Source organism: Massilia sp. BKSP1R2A-1 (assembly GCF_050586525.1).
Lineage (GTDB): Bacteria > Pseudomonadota > Gammaproteobacteria > Burkholderiales > Burkholderiaceae_D > Telluria.
The window spans coordinates 51,034-67,992 of the sequence record NZ_JBOBRE010000001.1; the positions used below are offsets into that span (position 1 = coordinate 51,034).

General features: G+C 67.4%; 15 protein-coding genes and 1 riboswitch. Of the genes, 8 read left to right on the forward strand and 7 right to left on the reverse strand.

Features of this window, described 5'->3' with window-relative positions; all coding sequences use genetic code 11:
* Window positions 1-41: 41 nt before the first annotated feature.
* The 3 genes from ACQ7JA_RS00220 to ACQ7JA_RS00230 are packed head-to-tail and all read right to left on the reverse strand — an operon-like array spanning window position 42 to window position 4,010.
* A complete protein-coding gene (locus tag ACQ7JA_RS00220) occupies window positions 42-836 on the reverse strand; it encodes a DODA-type extradiol aromatic ring-opening family dioxygenase (RefSeq protein WP_430893765.1) in 795 nt (264 codons plus the stop codon).
* A gap of 52 nt (window positions 837-888) precedes the next feature.
* Entirely contained in the window at window positions 889-1,800 is a 912-nt protein-coding gene (locus ACQ7JA_RS00225) for a hypothetical protein (protein ID WP_430893767.1), read from the reverse strand.
* Between the two features lie 5 nt (window positions 1,801-1,805).
* Complete coding sequence (locus ACQ7JA_RS00230; RefSeq protein WP_430893769.1) at window positions 1,806-4,010, reverse strand: M1 family metallopeptidase; 2,205 nt, start codon at window positions 4,008-4,010, stop codon at window positions 1,806-1,808.
* A 132-nt stretch (window positions 4,011-4,142) separates the two neighbouring features.
* Window positions 4,143-4,391: riboswitch (cobalamin riboswitch) on the forward strand.
* An 84-nt stretch (window positions 4,392-4,475) separates the two neighbouring features.
* Here ACQ7JA_RS00230 and ACQ7JA_RS00235 point away from each other — a divergent pair.
* The 4 genes from ACQ7JA_RS00235 (at window position 4,476) to ACQ7JA_RS00250 (ending at window position 8,463) form a co-directional block, all read left to right on the forward strand.
* Window positions 4,476-6,437, forward strand: coding sequence for a TonB-dependent receptor family protein (locus ACQ7JA_RS00235; protein WP_430893771.1), 1,962 nt, complete (start codon window positions 4,476-4,478; stop codon window positions 6,435-6,437).
* Window positions 6,437-7,330 (forward strand): cobalamin-binding protein, encoded by an 894-nt coding sequence (locus ACQ7JA_RS00240; protein ID WP_430893773.1) that lies wholly within the window; start codon window positions 6,437-6,439, stop codon window positions 7,328-7,330. The genes ACQ7JA_RS00235 and ACQ7JA_RS00240 overlap by 1 nt, the downstream gene beginning before the upstream one ends.
* A gap of 144 nt (window positions 7,331-7,474) precedes the next feature.
* Entirely contained in the window at window positions 7,475-8,137 is a 663-nt protein-coding gene (locus ACQ7JA_RS00245) for a thiol:disulfide interchange protein DsbA/DsbL (protein ID WP_430893775.1), read from the forward strand.
* Window positions 8,134-8,463 (forward strand): hypothetical protein, encoded by a 330-nt coding sequence (locus ACQ7JA_RS00250; protein ID WP_430893777.1) that lies wholly within the window; start codon window positions 8,134-8,136, stop codon window positions 8,461-8,463. The genes ACQ7JA_RS00245 and ACQ7JA_RS00250 overlap by 4 nt, the downstream gene beginning before the upstream one ends.
* Before the next feature lie 17 nt (window positions 8,464-8,480).
* Here the strand turns inward: ACQ7JA_RS00250 and ACQ7JA_RS00255 are convergent, their stop codons facing one another.
* From ACQ7JA_RS00255 to ACQ7JA_RS00265, 3 genes are read right to left on the reverse strand one after another with little or no spacing between them, the layout of a single operon-like run.
* Complete coding sequence (locus ACQ7JA_RS00255) at window positions 8,481-9,083, reverse strand: DUF6151 family protein (protein WP_430893779.1); 603 nt, start codon at window positions 9,081-9,083, stop codon at window positions 8,481-8,483.
* Window positions 9,080-9,388, reverse strand: a complete 309-nt coding sequence (locus tag ACQ7JA_RS00260; protein ID WP_430893781.1) for an antibiotic biosynthesis monooxygenase family protein — start codon at window positions 9,386-9,388, stop codon at window positions 9,080-9,082. Before ACQ7JA_RS00260 ends, ACQ7JA_RS00255 begins: the two co-directional genes overlap by 4 nt.
* Window positions 9,389-9,425: 37 nt before the next feature.
* Window positions 9,426-10,727 (reverse strand): ATP-binding protein, encoded by a 1,302-nt coding sequence (locus ACQ7JA_RS00265; RefSeq protein WP_430893783.1) that lies wholly within the window; start codon window positions 10,725-10,727, stop codon window positions 9,426-9,428.
* A gap of 308 nt (window positions 10,728-11,035) precedes the next feature.
* Between ACQ7JA_RS00265 and ACQ7JA_RS00270 the strand changes: the two genes are divergently transcribed.
* From ACQ7JA_RS00270 to ACQ7JA_RS00280, 3 genes are all read left to right on the forward strand, one after another.
* The gene (locus ACQ7JA_RS00270) at window positions 11,036-12,259 is read left to right on the forward strand and encodes a hypothetical protein (RefSeq protein WP_430893785.1); all 1,224 of its coding nucleotides are present in this window, start codon (window positions 11,036-11,038) and stop codon (window positions 12,257-12,259) included.
* A gap of 65 nt (window positions 12,260-12,324) precedes the next feature.
* Window positions 12,325-13,170 (forward strand): MipA/OmpV family protein, encoded by an 846-nt coding sequence (locus ACQ7JA_RS00275; RefSeq protein ID WP_430893787.1) that lies wholly within the window; start codon window positions 12,325-12,327, stop codon window positions 13,168-13,170.
* A complete protein-coding gene (locus ACQ7JA_RS00280; RefSeq protein ID WP_430893789.1) occupies window positions 13,170-13,862 on the forward strand; it encodes a hypothetical protein in 693 nt (230 codons plus the stop codon). The genes ACQ7JA_RS00275 and ACQ7JA_RS00280 overlap by 1 nt, the downstream gene beginning before the upstream one ends.
* Window positions 13,863-13,946: 84 nt before the next feature.
* Here the strand turns inward: ACQ7JA_RS00280 and ACQ7JA_RS00285 are convergent, their stop codons facing one another.
* Window positions 13,947-14,633 (reverse strand): response regulator, encoded by a 687-nt coding sequence (locus ACQ7JA_RS00285; RefSeq protein WP_430893791.1) that lies wholly within the window; start codon window positions 14,631-14,633, stop codon window positions 13,947-13,949.
* A gap of 313 nt (window positions 14,634-14,946) precedes the next feature.
* Between ACQ7JA_RS00285 and ACQ7JA_RS00290 the strand changes: the two genes are divergently transcribed.
* On the forward strand, window positions 14,947-16,926 hold the full coding sequence (locus ACQ7JA_RS00290) for a S9 family peptidase (RefSeq protein WP_430893793.1): 1,980 nt from the start codon (window positions 14,947-14,949) through the stop codon (window positions 16,924-16,926).
* Window positions 16,927-16,959: the final 33 nt, after the last annotated feature.

The window sequence follows — 16,959 nt, forward strand, 5'->3', positions numbered from 1 at the left end:
TCACGTACTGTTTGAACGCGCGGACGGGGGACCCGTCCACCCTACCCGAACCGGAAGCTGGATACCGTCAGGCTGCCGAAGAAATCATCCTCGTGGTACACGCAGGCCGCCGCTTCGTCGGCGGCCGCGCCCGACGCCACCATCAGCGGCAGCAAGTGCTCCTCCCGCGGGTGCGCCACCCGCGCCATCGGCGCCTTGTCCCATCTCAATATCGCCGCGTTGCGCTCGTCCGGCGGCAGGGCCATCGTCTCCTGCAGCCACCCATCGAAGGCCCGCGAAGCAGCCGCTCCACCCGGACCGAATTGCCGCAGGTTGTGATACGACAGCCCGCTCCCGATGATGAGCACCCCTTCGTCACGCAGCGGCGCCAGCGCGCGCCCGGCCTCGATATGGGCCTGCGGGTCGAGATCGCGCCGCAGCGACAGCTGTACCACGGGCATTGCCGCTTCCGGATACACGGGGTAGAGCATCGAGAACGTCCCATGGTCGAAACCACGCTCCGGATCCAGCCCGGCCGGATGCCCGGCGGCGTTCAGGAGCGCCGCCACGCGGGCTGCCAGCGCCGGCTCGCCCGGCGCCGGATAGCTGATGCGGTAGGTATGCGGCGGAAAGCCGCCATAGTCGTAGATCATGCCGGGCGCTGCGCCTGACGACACCATGAAGCCCGGTGTCTCCCAGTGGCTGGTCACCACCAGCACCGCGCGCACCGCATCCGGTGCGTCACGCCGCATCGCCTGCAGCGAGGCTTCCAGTTTGTCGTAGGCGGGCCCGTATTGGTCCTTCATCCACGGCCAGGGGCCGCCGCCGTGGGACACGAAATAGGTAGGAAGAGTCATGGAGGCTCCGGCGAAACGACATCGAAGCCCCCATGGTAGCCCAGGACGGGAATCAGCGTGGGCGGGCCAGCTCGATCAGTCCGAACAGGCGGGCGCAGCGCATCCAGGCCAGGACCAGCACGGCCAGCTGGGCCAACGCGAGTCCGGCCAGGAAGCTGCCCGTGCCCAGCGCCGGCACGTTGATGCGCGCCACCGCCAGCAGCCCGGCCAGGCAGAGGCCCACGATCGTCACGCCGAAGTAGAAGCCGAGGATGGCCAGCGGCCGGCGCATCAGCAGGCGCAGGCCGGCGACCCAGGCCAGTACGGCCGAGGTGCGGCGGCGCTCCAGCGCCAGCTTGGCGCGTCCGAGGTCCAGGGTCGCGTGGGCCAGCAGGAGCAGCAGGGCGGCAACGATGGTGGCGCCGAGGCGCGCATTGTCGGCCGACGATTCGAGCACGCTCGACGCCGCGTGGTCGGCGGCGGCGTCGCCCGCGATCCCGGCCAGGAAGGCGGCCAGGCCGAGCGGCACGATGGCCCACAGCAGGGTGCGCAGCAGGCGGCCGTATTCCTGCACGCCGCCGGCGGCCAGGGCGGCGAAGCCCAGCGGCTTCGGCGCGCGCGCGGCCGTGATGGCGGCGCCGGTGAGGAGCGGCGACAGCAGCAGCGTCATCGCCAGGGCGACCACGGCCCCGCTGCCGAGCGCCGCGGCGAACTGCGGGTGCAGGCTGACCAGGTCGGTGATCGCGGCCAGGTCGAGGCGATGGGCATAGGCGGCCGCGCCCACGGTGTGGTCGAAGGCGGCGCCGAACATGCGCCACACCGGCAGGCTCGCCACCAGGGCGGGCAGCAGCAGGCCGAGCAGCCAGAGCAGCATCAGGCGCCATTGGAGGGCGGGGCGCAGGGCGCGCAGGAGGCCGCTTTTTGCGTCCGGCGCGGCGGCGTGGCCGGCCTGGGCCGATTCGAACGGCGAGATCGTTGGATGCATGGTCGTCATACGGTGGCGATGAAGGACAGGAGGAGTTGGACGAAGGCCATGGCGTCGCTGGCCCAGCGCGTCGAGGCGCTGCGGTCGGCGGCCAGGGCGCGGCTGTCGTCGAGCTTGTTGACGTCGAGGTAGTGGCTGCGGCGCGGGTCGAGTTCGGCCGACACGGCTTTCGCCGGTTTCACCCAGCTAAAGGTGCGCCATTTTTCCTCGCCCTGCCAGGTCACGGTCTCGCTGCTGCCGTCGGCGAAGCGCACCACCAGGGTCTGGGGGACGCTCGCGCCTTCGCGCCGCACCGTCACCTGGGTGCGGAAGGGGTAGGGGCCGCTGCCATCCTTGGCGTTCGGATTGGCTTTCTCCCAGTCCTTGCGCGCCTTGGCGATGCGCGCATCGAGCGCTGCCTCGGTTTCCTCGATCCGCTTGCCCTTCTCAAGGCGGGTGCCCGCCAGCGGCAGCACTTCCTCGCTGGCGATCGAGGCCACGCGGTCGTCCACGCGGGAGACGGCGTAGATCTGCTTCGCGAAGACTTCCTCGACCGCGGCGCGTTCGCCGCTGCCGTCGGCCAGGGCCTCGCGCAGGTCGGCCACGCTCGGGTGGCGGAACTTCCAGCGGCGGTAGTATTCCTTGAAGCCGCGTTCCATCGCCTCGCGTCCGATGCGTTCCTCGAGGTCGCGCATCACGAGTGCGGTACGGGTATAGACCGGGCCGATGCCCTGCAGGCGCTGCCAGGCATTCTGGCCGGGGGCGTCGGCGGGCCGGTCACGCGGGCTGGTGGCGCGCGTGATGTCGAAGGGATCGAAGACCGGGTCGATGCCGATGCGCTTGAAGAAGGCCGGCATCGGGTGGGCCTGCTGGCCGCGCTCGCGCAGCATGCGGCCGTCCCAGTACTCGTTCAGGCCCTCGTCCAGCATCGGCTCTTCGAACTCGTTGCTGGCCAGGATGCCGTAGAAGTAGCCGTGGCCGAACTCGTGGATGGTCACGCCCTCGAGCATGTACTCGTCGAGCGAGTTCTTCGCCACCTCGGCATGGCCGGATGCCGTGATGAAGGTCGGGTACTCCATCCCGCCCGCTTCCTCCGCGTTGTAGGGCGGGATCACCACCGTCAGCGTGCGGTAGGGGTAGGGGCCGAGGGTGCGCGAGAAGTAGGTCAGCGAATCCTTGGCCGCCTTCATGGCCGGCTTGGCGCTGGCCTCGTACTCGGGCGGGAACAGCACCTGCACCGTCACGGTCGGGCTGCCGGGGCCGGTCCAGGTCTCGACCAGGGGAGGGGCAGAGCGCTTGTCGGCGGTCCAGGCGAAATCGTGCACGTCATGCTGGACGTAGCGGCGCGTGACCATGCCGTTCTTCTCGCTCGGCGCGCCCTGCAGTTCGCCGGTGGCGCCGACGGTGTAGGCCTTGGGCACCGTCAGGCTGACGTCGTAGCTGCCGAAGTCGGCGTAGAACTCGGACTCCATGTGGAATTCGTGGGCGTTCCAGCGTGGCGCGGTGGCGCCGCGTTCGCCCGGCAGTTCCAGCACGGCGATCTTGGGGAACCACTGCGCCACCAGGTGGAAGCTGCCGAAGTAACCGGTGCGCGCTATCACGCGCGGCAGCTGGGTCTGGAAATCGATGTCGAGCGTCGTGCTGGCGCCCGGCGCCACCGCTTCCGGCAGGTCGAAGCGGGCCACGGTATGGTCGGTGGCCGGGCCGCCGTCGGGCTGGACGAAGCGCCACGGCACGCTTGCCGCGCCCTGGCGCACGCTGGCCAAGGCGATGTGGCCCCATTCGCCGTCCCTGATGTCGACGCCGCTGCGGAAGCCTTCGCCGCGGTGGCGCTGCTCGGTGAAGAAGGTGCTGCCGGCGCCCTCGAAGGCATTCATGTAGAGGTGGACGTAGACGCTGCGCACCGGCACCGCGCTGCGGTTGCGCCAGGTGAGGGCCTGCCGGCCCTTGATCAGGTGCTTGTCCGGGTCGAGCGTGGCCTCGATGCGGTAGCTGACCACGCGGTCCGACAAGGTGGCATGGTCGCCGGTGCGCACGCCGCCCCAGGCGGAGGGCGCGCTCGGCGTGGTGACGGCGGCCGCGTCGGGCGCGGCCAGCGCGATGCCGTCCAGCGAGGGTGTGGGGCTTGGCGCCGGCGCGTCGGCCTGGGCCAGCCAGGCAACAGCGCCGCCGGCCGCGAGCAAGGCGGCGGCGAGCACCGCGCGCAACTTGCTCCGTGCTTGGATATGCATGCAGGACTCCCTGTAATGACAATATTGTTTGAACGCGAATATAGCCAGAAGAGCAAAAAAACACCATGGGCATGCGATAGAACGCAGGATTTGAGGATGGACGCGCAAAAAACGCGACAAGGCTTGTCAGGTTATAATCGCGGCCGTTCTGGTGCCCGCGCAGGCGATCCGCCTGCACAGTTAAACGGGAAACACGAGGCAAAGGCGCTGCGCGCCCGCGCCGAGGTGTGCTGCCCCCGCAACGGTCAACAAGCGTCACCGCCTGATAGAAACCCTGTTTGGCGCGGTGACAGGCTGTCTCAATAACCACTGTGCATTGCATAGGAAGGTGGGACAGTCCGTCTTGCAAGCCCGGATACCGGCCAGGACAGGGGGAAGCGCGCATGCGGCAGGGCCGGTGCTGCGTCTTCCGTTGACTCCGGTGTGCGGGGACGCAGGCCGGTGCTTTTACCGAGAACATCCACAATGAATTTTGCTGCCTTCCCAAGCAGCGCGCCGGCCATCAAGCCGCTCGCGCTGGCCTGCGCCTTTTCCCTTTCCATCCTCGCCGCGAACGCCTTCGCCCAGGACACGGCCGTTCCCGAGATCGTCGTCACCGGCGCGCGCTTCCCCGCCCAGGTCTCGCTCGCGCCGATCGGCGCCACCGTCATCACGGCGGAGGACATCCGCCGCGCCGGCGCTACGGACGTGAATGCCGCGATCCGCAAGATCGGCGGCGTGTTCGGCCGCCAGAGCCTGGACGGCTCGCCCGACTTCGCCCTCGACCTGCGCGGCTTCGGCTCCAACGGCAGCCAGAACATGGTGGTGCTGGTCGACGGCGTGCGCATGAACGAGAACGAACTGGCCGGCCCGGTGCTGTCCTCGATTCCCGTGGACACCGTCGAGCGCATCGAGATCCAGCGCGGCGGCAGCAGCGTGCTGTACGGCGAAGGCGCGACCGGCGGCGTGATCAACATCATCACCAGACGCGGTACGCAAGCCGGCTACCACGGCTCCGTGGTGCTGGAAGCCGGCCGCTTCGACCAGTACGATGCGCGCGCGTCCGTCCGCCATGGCGAGGGCCCGCTGTCCTTCGACCTGGCCGCCGCGCGCCAGGGTACCGACAACTACCGCGACAACAACGAATTCCGCCAGAAGACCTTCAGCGGCGGCTTCCAGTGGGCCGCGAACGACGCCCGCATGGGCCTGCGCGTGGAGAGCGCACGCCAGGACATGCGCTTCCCGGGGTCGCTGAGCTATGAACAGTTCGAAGCCAATCCGCGCCAGACCCTGACCCCGAAGGACTTCGGCGCCCTGTCCAGCGACCGCGTGACGGCCTTCGCCGAGAAGCGCGTCGACAACGTGGAATTCGCGGCCGAGCTGGCCCACCGCGAGCGCAAGGTCGAATCGACCTACGACTTCGGCGGCTTCCTCTCCGCCGCGACCTACGACACCCGCCACACCCAGTTCTCGCCGCGCATGCGCCACAGCGCCAACCTGGGCGCCGGCCTGAACGAATTCGTCGCCGGCGTCGACCTGAGCCGCTGGGAGCGTGCCACCAGCCTCGGCTCGGATGCGCGCCAGACTTCGGAAGCCTACTACCTGCGCGACGAGATGCGCTTCGGCGGCGCCGCCAATGCCCGCCTGGCGCTGGGCGCGCGCCACGAGCGCTTCGAGAAGAAAGAGACCAACGCCGCGCTGGCGGTGCCGACCGGCACCCAGACGGTGAACGCCTGGAGCGCGGAAGGCAGCGTCGACGTGGCAGCGAACGTCACCGTGCATGCCAAGGCCGGCCGCAGCTACCGCCTGCCGAATGCCGACGAGAACGGCTACCGTTCCAGCGTCGGCCTGCTCGACGTCCAGACCTCGCGCGACCTCGAGCTGGGCGTGACTGCCGGCACCGACGCCCGCCGCATCGCCGCACGCGTGTTCCGCCACCGCCTGAAGAACGAGATCTTCTACGATCCGACCCTGGGCGGCGGCTGGGGCGCCAACACCAACCTCGACCCGACCCGCCGCCAGGGCCTGGAAGTCGAAGGCCAGATGGCGATCGGCCAGGCGCTGCGCCTGACCGGCCAGTGGCAGCGCGTGGACGCCGAGTTCACCGAGGGCCCGAACGCGGGCCGCGAGATGGTGCTGGTGCCGAAGAACGTCGTGACCGCGCGCCTGGCCTGGGTGGCCGCCGGCCCGCACAGCGCCGACATCGGCGCCCAATGGGTCGACCGCCAGCGTTACGGCAGCGACTTCAGCAACAGCTGCAGCACGCGCATGCCGTCCTTCACGACGATCGACGCCCGCTACGCCTACCGCACCGGTCCCTGGGAAGTCGCGGTCAGCGGCCTGAACCTGGCCGACCGCCAGTACTTCAGCAATGCCTTCGGCTGCCGTTCGGGCATCTACCCGAGCGACGGCCGCCAGCTGAAGCTGGCGCTGCGCTACGACTTCTGATGCGCAGACTGACGCGCTTCGCCGCCGCCGTGCTGCTGGCCTGCGCCGCAGCCACGGTGCAGGCCGCCCCGGTGACCGTGGTCGACGACGCCGGCCGCAAGGTCACGCTCAAGGCGCCGGCGCAGCGCGTCATTTCGATGGCGCCGCACGCCACCGAGCTGCTGTTCGCAGCCGGCGGCGGCGCGCGCGTCGTCGGGGCGATGAACTACAGCGACTACCCGGAAGCGGCGAAATCCATCCCACTGGTGGGCAGTAACAGCCAGATCGACATGGAGCGGGTGCTGGCGTTGAGGCCGGACCTGATCGTGGTCTGGCATACCGGGAACACGGCGCGCCAGATCGCCCAGATCGAGAGCCTGGGCGTGCCGGTCTTCCACAGCGAGCCGCGCCGCCTGGCGCAGGTCGCCGAGAATATCGAGCGCCTGGGCCGGCTGCTGGGCACCGTGCCGGCGGCACAGGCAGCGGCCGGGGCCTACCGGGCGAAACTCGCGGGCCTGGAGGCGCGCTACGGCAAGCGTGCGCCCGTCACGGTGTTCTACCAGATCTGGGACCAGCCCCTGTATACGCTCAACGACGCCCAGATCGCCAGCGATGCGATCCGCGTCTGCGGCGGGCGCAACGTGTTTGGCGGCCTGAAGGTCGTGGCGCCGGAAGTCAGCCTGGAGGCGGTGATCGCGGCCGATCCAGAGGCGATCATGGCGGGGAAGCGCTACGACCCCGCCAATCCGGGCCTGAAGCTGTGGGAACCCTACCGCAGCATGACGGCGGTGAAACGGGGCAACCTGTTGACCGTCGATGGCGAACTGCTGACCCGGCCGGGCCCGCGGGCCATCGACGGCGCCGCAGCCCTGTGCCAGGCCCTGGAAGGTGGGCGCCAGCGCCGCCCGAAGTGAGTTCGCTTGCAAAACCGGCACCCCTTGCCCGTAAGCCCAGGTTAATTCCGTAAGCAAATGCAAAAAACGCTCTTCTGGCCGGAAGGAGAGGCGAAAAAGTGGTAATCTGCCCGCGTTTGCTCAATCAACTGTGGAAGGAAACCCATGCGTTCTCTGCGTTTTGCCCTCATCGCCGCCACCCTGGCCGCCAGCACCGCTTTCGCGTCGCCGACCGCCCCGGTCAACGGCGCCGACTACATCACGCTGGCACAGCCGCAGCCGGTACAGGCGACGGGCAAGAAGGTCGAGGTCATCGAGTTCTTCGCCTACCACTGCCCGGCGTGCAATATGCTCGAGCCCTCGCTGAACCAGTGGATCAAGAAGCAGGGCGACAACATCGTCATGCGCCGCATCCACCTGCCGTTCCAGGGGCCCGCCGATCCGGAAGCGCACCTGTTCCTGACCCTGGAAGCCATGGGCAAGCTGGAGGAATACCACCCGCGCGTGTTCCAGGCGGTGCACGTGCAGCGCCAGCGCTTGATGAAGGACGACGCCATCATCGAGTGGGCGGCCAAGAATGGCCTGGACCGCGCCAAGTTCATGGAAGCCTGGAATTCCTTCGGCGTGACGAGCAAGCTGCGCCGCCTGCAGACCCTCTCGTCGAACTACAAGGTCACCGGCACCCCGACCATCATCATCGACGGCAAGTACGTCGTGTCGCCGAGCCAGGTGGGTGAGTCCAACAAGATCAACGGCATCGAGCCGACCATGCAGGCGACCATGCAGGTCATGGATGCGCTCGTGAAGAAGGCTGCAGCCACGAAATGAGCAATGACGTCGAACGCGAAGTCCTCAAGATGTACGATGGGTCCCGGCCCAACGAGGACGACCTGTTTGAAACCAGCAATGTGAACCACATTGCGTGGGGGCTGGCGGTCTTCTTCGCCGGCCTCGCGATCTGGCTCGCCATCGCCCTGGTGAATGCCGAGAACCAGCGCTACGCCCTGATGACCAATAAGTGCCCCGATCCGCTCTTCAAAGGCGGCATCGACAAGGCATGCCTCGTGACCGTGCGCTCGCGCGACCACTGGTGGGAACACCTGTGGTACGGCTTCACGCACGTACGGGTCACCCCCGAGCACAGCGGGCGCTGAGCGTTCGCCGCCCCGCTTCAGGAGAGGCGCTGGCCCTTAGGGGTCAGCGCCTTTCTTTCTTCCAGCGACAGCACCTGCACCGGTTTCACCGGTTCGCCCGTGTGCGCCCTGAAAAATGGATTGTCGCGGTAGGCGCCCGTCAGGCGCGCCTTCATGATCATGCTGCCGACCTTGCCGACGACCCAGGCCGTGGCCAAGCCGCTGGACGATACCGGCGCCGCGGCGGACTTCGTGTTCACGCGGCAGCGCACGGCGCCCAGCTCCCGGTTGAGCGCCTCGTCCGACGCATCCAGGCAGGCGCGCACCAGGCCGACGTAGGCGGTGGTCTGCTCGCGCGGCGTATTGCCGATCGGGGTGCGGCAGCAGCTGGCATACCAGCGGTAGATCCCTTTCGGGCTGAGCGACATGCAGGCCAGGTGTTCGAGCCCCGCCTCGAAGCGCAGGGCGGCCGGCAGGGTGGCAGCGACCTCGGTGCCGCCCGCGGAGTCCAGCACATCCGTTCCCAGGAAGTGGCCGTAGGCCTGGCAGTCCTTGCAGTAGCAGACGGCGCGCGCAGTCACGCGCTTGCTGTCCACCTGGCCGCGCAGCTTGCCGCAGCGGCAGCGTAAGTTGAGTGTCATGATTGGCCTCCCGTGTCCATGACGAGAGTGTAATGCTCGACGGTCGGGAAAGGATCGTAGAAATGGTGGAGCAGGGCCTTCCATTCCTGGTAGCCGCTTGATCCGCGAAAGCCGACGGTGTGGTCTTCCAGCGTGTCCCAGTTCACCAGCAGCACGTAGCGGTTGCTGCGCTCCAGGCAGCGCTGCAGCTGGTGCGAGCGGTAGCCGGGCATGCCGGCGATGATGCTTGATGCCTGGCGGAAAGCCGCTTCGAACGCTCCTTCCTGGCCGGGGCGCACGTCGAGGGTGGCGACTTCGAGGATCATTGCATCTCCTTTACTCGTGCTTGTTTTTTCGCAGGCATCAGGCCGGCAGTGTGATGACGAAGCGCGCGCCGCCCAGCGGCGAGTCGTCCACGCGCACCGCGCCGCCATGCAGGGCGACGGCCTTGCGGGTGATCGACAGGCCGAGGCCGAAACCGCCGGTGGCGCGGTCGCGGCTGCGGTCAAGCCGGTAGAAGGGTTCGAAGACCTTGTCGCGCTCGTCGACGGGAATGCCGGGACCGTCGTCGTCCACGACGATCTCGACCGCATCGGCGCTGCGGCTGGCCGACAGCAGGATGCGGCCGGTGGCGTATTTCTGGGCGTTGCGCAGCAGGTTGCAGACGGCGCGCGCCAGCAGGCGCGCATCGAGCTCCAGCTCGCCCAGATCGTCGGCGACGGTGCAGTCGAGCGCGTGCGGGGAGGGCGGCAGCATCTGCGTGCACTCGCGCAGCAGCGGAGCCAGTGGCGTCGGCGCGGCCTGCAGGTTGCGGGCGCTGTCGAGTTTGCTCATATCGAGCAGCTCGTTGACCAGGGCGTTCAGCTCGCGCAGGTCGCCTTCCATGGCGCCGATGCGCTTGCTCAGGTCCGGGTCCTTGGCGCGGGCGTCGAGCAGCTCGAGCGCGAATTCCAGGCGCGCGATCGGGGTGCGCAGTTCGTGCGAGACCGAATGCAGCAGGCTTTTCTGGGCTTCCAGCAGGTCTTCGATGCGGTCGGCCATGTGGTTGATGCGCTCGGCCAGCGGGTAGGCGGTGTCGGAGGGCTTCATCTGGGCGCGTGCGGTGAGCTTGCCGCTGCCGAATTCGTCGGCCACCCGCGACAGCGCCTGCAGGCCCTGCCAGTGCGAGCGCGACCACAGCGCGATCGGCACCAAGAGCGCCACCGCCACGATCACGTAGCGCAGCGCCTCCATCTTGAGGGCCTGGCCGATGTCGATCGGCAGGTTCTGCGCATGCAGCACTTCTTCGTGGCTGCCGATGTAGCGCTCACCCTCCAGGTCGACGCGGCGCCAGAAGCTGCGGTTGGCGGGGTCGAGCACGATCTCGCCGCGGTCGAGGGCGGCGCGGCGCCCGCTCGCCAGCGCCGCGCGCACTTCGGCCAGCGGCACCAGGTCGTAGCGGACGTTCGACACCACGCGCACATTGTTCAGGCGGGTGAGCCATTCGTCGCTCGGCGCCTGGTCGACGTACTGTTCCAGTAAAAAGATCTGGGCTGCCGCCTGGCGCCGCGCGATGTCGTCGAGCGGGTCGCCGAACAGGCGGCTGAACGCGAAGTAGATCACGAAGGTTGCCCCTGTGATCGACAGCATGACCAGCACGAAGAAGCGGAAGAAGATCCGGTTCACATGCCCATCCTGCACAACGCGCGGTGTCGTACAACCCAACCCATGGTTTCTCCTTGGCGGCATTGTATAGGAGCAAGGATGGCAATGCGCATTTCCAGATGGCTGCCCTCAACCAGGAGGGAGGCCTTACAAATTGATGACAATTCCTCGACAAGTCGAGGGGGAATGCAAGCGGGGTAAGTTCTAACATGCATCTACATCAGGTTTATCTGGTTTTCCGTTTGCCCGCCTGATATGCGAGTGTCGGCGGGTTTTTTTATTCCCAAGGAAACGACCGGCGTGGAGACCGCCGAGTGGAGAAGAACAATATGAGCATGGTTGGACGCGTTCTGTTGGCGGCCCTCGTGGGCGCTTCCCTGGCAGCCTGTGGCGGTGGCGGCAGCGATGGCGCTACCGTCCTGAAGAACCAGCAGGCCGGGCAGGGCATCACCGTCGGTGAACCCAATGGCGGCGTGCCGGTCGTTTCCGAGTACATCAAGCTGGCCCAGGACGCTTCCTGCGCCGACTCTCGCAACAATCTCTACCTGGTCGACGGCAAGTACGTGTTCTGGGACCGCGCCGGCCAGTGCGCCGACGCCTCTTATGCCCAGACGCTGATGGGCGCCAACCCGCAGGCCGTGCTGTGCCAGTCGGGCGACACCATCGCCGGTCCGCGCACGGTGTGCACCGACGAAGCGGCGCGCGGCCTGTTCGACACCATGCTGAAGAATCTCGACAAGGCCGACCTCGGCCTGGGCGCCGGCCACAAGGTCGAGGCGATTGCCTTCCTGCCGAAGTCGGGCGCCGCGATTCCCTTCGCGCCGGTCGTGAACGACGGCTTCTCGAACATCACCGCGCCACGCCAGGTCGTGGTCAAGGATGCCGCCGCCTGGACCGCCCTGTGGGCCGAGCACAGCAAGACCCGCATCGCCGCACCGAGCGTCGATTTCTCGCGCAATATGGTCGTGGCCGTGTTTTCGGGCGACGTCTCGAGCGGCTGCAAGACCACCTCGATCGTGAGGGTCGTCTCGCGCGAGGGCAAGATGGTCGTCGAGTACCAGGAGCGCGACATCACCACGGTGGCGGTCTGCCTGCCGGTGGTCAGCCAGCCGATGCAGGCGGTGAGCGTGCCGCGCATCGACGCCAAAGTCGAATTCCTGAAGGTGCCGGCCGACGAGACGGCCTACCGCACCATCGACCAGGACAGCCAGTCGGGCGTGCACGCCGAGCGCAATGTGGTGATCCGCGACGGCGCCGCCTGGGCCGCGCTGTGGACCGAGCATGCGGGCGCCGGCAAGGTGATCCCGGACATCGATTTCAGCAAGGAGATGGTGATCGGCGTGTTCGCCGGCGGCCTGCCGAGCGGCTGCCATTCGAGCGGCATCGAGAGCATCCGCCATGCCGACGGCAAGCTGAACGTGGTGCGCGTGGATACCCTGCCGAAGGAGGGCATGGTCTGCACCACCATGATCGTCTTCCCTGGACAGCTGGTCGCCGTCGAGCGCAGCGACCTGCCCGTGGAGTTCACCAAGCAAACTCGTACCCGAAAGTAACAATTGCTCAGTTGCCGGCAAGCTCGACGTAGAATATCGGCTCGCCGAACTCCGATTGTGACAAGATGAACAAGCTTTTCGCCCTGGTCCTGGCTGTCTCGGGCAGCGCCGCAAGCGCACAGACGCCGACCACCAACCCGATGCCCGACGGCAGCCGCGACATGTATGCGGGGCTGGGCGTCGTGTCGGCGCCTCGCTACGAGGGGGCGGACAGCAGCCGGACGCGCGCCTTGCCGGTGCTGCAGGTCCAGTGGAGCAATGGCGTCTTCGTCTCCGGCATGAGCGCCGGCATGCATCTGTCGCAGCAGCCGACCGTGGAGTTCGGTCCGCTGCTGAACCTGCACCCGCGCCGCAACGAGTCGGGCACCGGCGGCCATGTCGGCGAAGTCACGAGCGGCGCCACCTTCACGCCGGGTCCCGTGATGCAGCGCATGAGCAGCAACCGCCTGTCCGGCATGGAAGAGATCAGGCTGCGTCCTGAAGTGGGCGGCTTCTTCAACGTCTACCTGGCGCCCGAATGGCGCCTGACCAGCAGCGTGCTGGGCGGGGCCGGCAACGACCGCAACGGCGTGCGCGCCGAGCTCGGCATCCAGCGCCTGGCGCTCGAGATCGCGCAGCACCATACCGTCTCGTTCTCGGGCGGCTTCACCTTCGTCAACAGCGCCTACAACCGCGCCTATTTCGGCGTCAGCCCCGTTGAGTCGGCCTCGAGCGGCCACCGCACCTACCGCCCGGACGGCGGCCTGAAGGACATGCACATCGGCGCCCGCTGGAACTGGGCGCTGTCGCCCTCGTGGATCCTGACTTCCTCGGTGCAGGCCTCGCGCCTGGTCAACGACGCCCGCCGCAGCCCGCTCGTCGAGCGGCCCAACAACGTGACGGTTTCGACCGCCTTCGCCTACCGGTTCTGATGATGCGCGCCGCCCACATCACCGCATGCGTCTGCCTCCTGTCCACGGCGAATCTCGCCGTGGCGCAGGCGCTCGCGCCTGCCGGCGAGTGGGCGAGCTACCGCGACGCCTACCGCGCGATGGTGGTGTTCGAGAAGTACGGCGGCGCCAAGAACCTGCTGCAGCACCACCTGCAGCTGCTGCCGCGCGAGAAGGGCGTGCAGGGCGAGGGCCTGCAGTTGGCCATCGCCGGCAAGACCGTGCAGACCAGCCTGGCGCTCGACCCGCTCGGCCGCGCCACGCTGCCGCTGCTGAAGGCGGCCTACGACGAGAACGCGGTCCTGTCGCCGAGCCGCCGCATCGGCGCCTTCGCGCTGCGCTCGCGTGTTTCGATCGCGCCGCAGGCCGACAACAGCTACGACGTGTCCGACCTGCGCACCGCCTGCGAGCAGGCGCTGGGCTTCGCCCGCCACGTCGACGCCACGGCCCGTTCGCGCCAGTGCGTGGGGGTGCGCATGGTGTTCCCGAAGAAGGGCGTGGACGTGTCGGTGCGATTGCGCGCGGCGAACGGGGCGGAGCAGGCCTTGCCCGTGACGCCGTATGCGGGGGAGGTCGATGCGGAGTTCCCGAGCGTGAGCTATCGCTTCGGGCCGCAGCAGGCGCGCGTGATTACCTATAGCGCGCCGCTGGCGATCGTGCCGCTGTTCGAATAACGGCGCACTGGCTGATCTCGCACCGTTTGAACGCGTGGGCGTTCGTACTTCACGCCACTGGCCTGAAGTACCCACCCACCCTACCTAGTTCCAGGCCGAGGGCGAGAACAGATAGCCTTCGCCCCACACCGTCTTGATCTTCTCCGACTCCGCATCGTCGAACTTGCGGCGCAGCTTCGAAATGCAGTTGTCGATGCTGCGGTCCAGGCCATCGAACTCGATCCCGCGCATCTTCTTGAGCAGGGCGTCGCGCGATAGCACGCGGCCGGCCGCCTCGGCCAGCACCAGCAGCAGCTTGTATTCGGTATTCGACAGCACGCAGGGTTCGCCGCGCCAGCTCACGCTGCGGTCGCTGGTCACGATGCGCAGCGAGCCGAATTGCAGCACGCGCGAATCGGTGCCGCCCTTGGCCTGGGTGCGGCGCATCAGGGCGCGCAGGCGCGCCAGCAGCACGCGCGGCTGCACCGGCTTGTTGACGAAATCGTCGGCGCCCTGTTCCAGGCCCGAGACTTCGTCATAGGAATCCTCGCGCGCCGTCAGGATCAGGATCGGCACTTCGGACACTTCGCGGATCTGGCGGCATACCACCATGCCGTCCAGCCCCGGCAGCATCAGGTCGAGCACCACGACGTCGGGGGACAGGGCCTTGAAGCGCTCCAGTGCGGCGTCGCCGCGGGTGACCAGGTCGACCGCGAACTCGTAGCCGGACAGGTATTCGGTGACGAGTTCCGCCAAACGCGCATCGTCTTCCACCAACATCACTCGGTACATGCTTTTTTCTCCTTGGTCGGCATTGTATAAGACCAACTACGGAAAAAGATAACCTCCACAGTGGGGTGACATTCCATTACATTTCGAGACAACTCCAGTCCGGGGGAGGGTCGCGATGGCGCAAGAACTTCTTCGCGCGACGAGGGTGATCGCGGGGCGAAGGCCTGTGTCGGACAGCAGGGCGGTAAGGGGAGTGTACGTGCGGCATCCTCGAAGCGCAACCTGTTGTCAAATCTTCTTCTTGCCGATGTCGCAATCCGCCCGTTCCGGTGTAGAGTAGTAGTTGCTCAATGCCAAACTAGAGGAGAACCGGATGAGTCTTGCACGCCGCCCGCTCGGGCTGTCCCTGATCGCCACCCTGTTTGCCGCCGCGCCCATGGCGCTGGCCCAGGACACCGTCGCGCCGCCCGCGGCCATGGTGCTGGAAAACGTGCCGCCCGTGAGCGCCGCGCTGGCCGCCAAGGTGGCCAAGTACAACGAGTTCAAGCCGACGTCCTATGCGGCCTGGCACCCGACCAAGGTCGAAATGATCGTCTCGCGGCGGCACCAGAACACGCCGCAGCTGTTCCGCGTGGCCAGGCCAGGCGCGCCGCTGGAACTGCTGACCGACTATCCGGAACCGGTGCGCGGCGCCCAGTACGAACCGAAGAACGGCCGCTACTACGTGTTCAGCCGCGACAGCGGCGGCAACGAGGTGTTCCGCGCCTACCGCCGCGAGGTGGGCGCCAAGGGCGCCGACGCGCTGCCGGTCACGCCGGACAACCGCCGCGTGCAGGACACCGCCTGGGCCTATACCAGCAACAAGCTGCTCTACGTGACCGTGCCGGTGGGCCGCCAGGGCTCGAACGACAAGATCAACTCGACCATCAGCATCGCCGACCCCGCACAGCCCGAGGGCGCGCGCGTGCTGGCCGAGCTGCCGGGCGGCGGCTGGGGCGGTTTCGCCTTCTCGCACGACGACAAGCAGCTGGTCTACAGCGAATACGTCTCGGCCAACGAAAGCTATCTGTGGCTGATGGATGTCGCGAGCGGCAAGAGCCGGCGCATCACCGAGAACAACGGCAACGAGACCGTCTCCTATGGCAGCGCCGTGTTCTCGCACGACGGCAAGGGCCTGTACACGACCACCGACCGGGGTTCCGAATTCGCGCGCCTGACCTATATCGACCTGGCGACCGGCACGCATACGGCGCTCACGCCGGACATCAACTGGGACATCGATGCGATGGACCTCTCGCACGATGGCAAGCTGCTGGCCTTCGTCGCCAACGAGGACGGCACCAGCGTGCTGCGCATCATGCGGACCAGCGACCGCAAGCTGGTCGCCAGCCCGAAGCTGCCGGTCGGCGTGATCGGCCGCATCGAATGGCACCGCGACAGCCGCCACCTGGCCCTGTCGCTGTCCTCGGCGCGCAGCCCGTCGGACGTGTACAGCGTGGATGCGAAGACCAACGCGGTGACGCGCTGGACCAGGCACGAGAAGATGGACGTCGACATGGACAAATTCGTCGAACCAACGCTGGTGCGCTGGAATTCCTTCGACAACCGCAGCATCTCGGGCTTCGTCTACCGTCCGCTGGCGAGCAAGTTCCCGGGCAAGCGGCCTGTCGTGATCAACATCCACGGTGGTCCGGAAGGCCAGTCGACGCCGGGCTTCATGGGCCGGAACAACTACTACACGGACGAGATGGGCTTGATCGTCATCTACCCGAACGTGCGCGGCTCGACCGGGTATGGCAAGACCTTCCTGAAGCTGGACAACGGCAAGCTGCGCGAAGACTCGGTGAAGGACATCGGCGCGCTGCTCGACTGGATCGCGACCCAGCCCGACATGGACGCCTCGCGCGTGGCGGTGGTGGGCGGCTCCTACGGCGGCTACATGACCCTGGCCGTGTCGACCATGTACGCGGACCGCATCGCGGCCGCCATCGACATCGTCGGCATCTCCAACTTCGTCACCTTCCTCGAGCGCACCGAGAGCTACCGCCGCGACCTGCGCCGCGTGGAGTACGGCGACGAGCGTGATCCGGAGATGCGCAAGTGGATGGAAGCGACCGCGCCGGCCAACAATGCTGCGAAGATCAAGAAGCCGCTGTTCGTCGTGCAGGGCAAGAACGACCCGCGCGTGCCGTGGCAGGAAGCCGACCAGATCGTCGCGACCGTGAAGAAGAACGGCACGCCGGTGTGGTACATGACGGCCAATGACGAGGGCCACGGCTTCGGCAAGAAGGCGAATGCCGATTACCTGTTCTATTCGGGGATCGACTTCTTCAATACCTACCTGCTCAAATAGAGCAGACCGGTTTCCGTAGGGTGGGCGGGTCTC

What these genes read in the sequence shown, in the direction of transcription:
- ACQ7JA_RS00290 (WP_430893793.1), top strand. Translation starts at nt 14,947, where the DNA reads ATGAGTCTTGCACGCCGCCCGCTCGGGCTGTCCCTGATCGCCACCCTG.
- ACQ7JA_RS00255 (WP_430893779.1), bottom strand. Translation starts at nt 9,083, where the DNA reads ATGACACTCAACTTACGCTGCCGCTGCGGCAAGCTGCGCGGCCAGGTG.
- ACQ7JA_RS00235 (WP_430893771.1), top strand. Translation starts at nt 4,476, where the DNA reads ATGAATTTTGCTGCCTTCCCAAGCAGCGCGCCGGCCATCAAGCCGCTC.
- ACQ7JA_RS00250 (WP_430893777.1), top strand. Translation starts at nt 8,134, where the DNA reads ATGAGCAATGACGTCGAACGCGAAGTCCTCAAGATGTACGATGGGTCC.
- ACQ7JA_RS00240 (WP_430893773.1), top strand. Translation starts at nt 6,437, where the DNA reads ATGCGCAGACTGACGCGCTTCGCCGCCGCCGTGCTGCTGGCCTGCGCC.
- ACQ7JA_RS00230 (WP_430893769.1), bottom strand. Translation starts at nt 4,010, where the DNA reads ATGCATATCCAAGCACGGAGCAAGTTGCGCGCGGTGCTCGCCGCCGCC.
- ACQ7JA_RS00270 (WP_430893785.1), top strand. Translation starts at nt 11,036, where the DNA reads ATGAGCATGGTTGGACGCGTTCTGTTGGCGGCCCTCGTGGGCGCTTCC.
- ACQ7JA_RS00220 (WP_430893765.1), bottom strand. Translation starts at nt 836, where the DNA reads ATGACTCTTCCTACCTATTTCGTGTCCCACGGCGGCGGCCCCTGGCCG.
- ACQ7JA_RS00225 (WP_430893767.1), bottom strand. Translation starts at nt 1,800, where the DNA reads ATGCATCCAACGATCTCGCCGTTCGAATCGGCCCAGGCCGGCCACGCC.
- ACQ7JA_RS00280 (WP_430893789.1), top strand. Translation starts at nt 13,170, where the DNA reads ATGATGCGCGCCGCCCACATCACCGCATGCGTCTGCCTCCTGTCCACG.
- ACQ7JA_RS00260 (WP_430893781.1), bottom strand. Translation starts at nt 9,388, where the DNA reads ATGATCCTCGAAGTCGCCACCCTCGACGTGCGCCCCGGCCAGGAAGGA.
- ACQ7JA_RS00275 (WP_430893787.1), top strand. Translation starts at nt 12,325, where the DNA reads ATGAACAAGCTTTTCGCCCTGGTCCTGGCTGTCTCGGGCAGCGCCGCA.
- ACQ7JA_RS00285 (WP_430893791.1), bottom strand. Translation starts at nt 14,633, where the DNA reads ATGTACCGAGTGATGTTGGTGGAAGACGATGCGCGTTTGGCGGAACTC.
- ACQ7JA_RS00245 (WP_430893775.1), top strand. Translation starts at nt 7,475, where the DNA reads ATGCGTTCTCTGCGTTTTGCCCTCATCGCCGCCACCCTGGCCGCCAGC.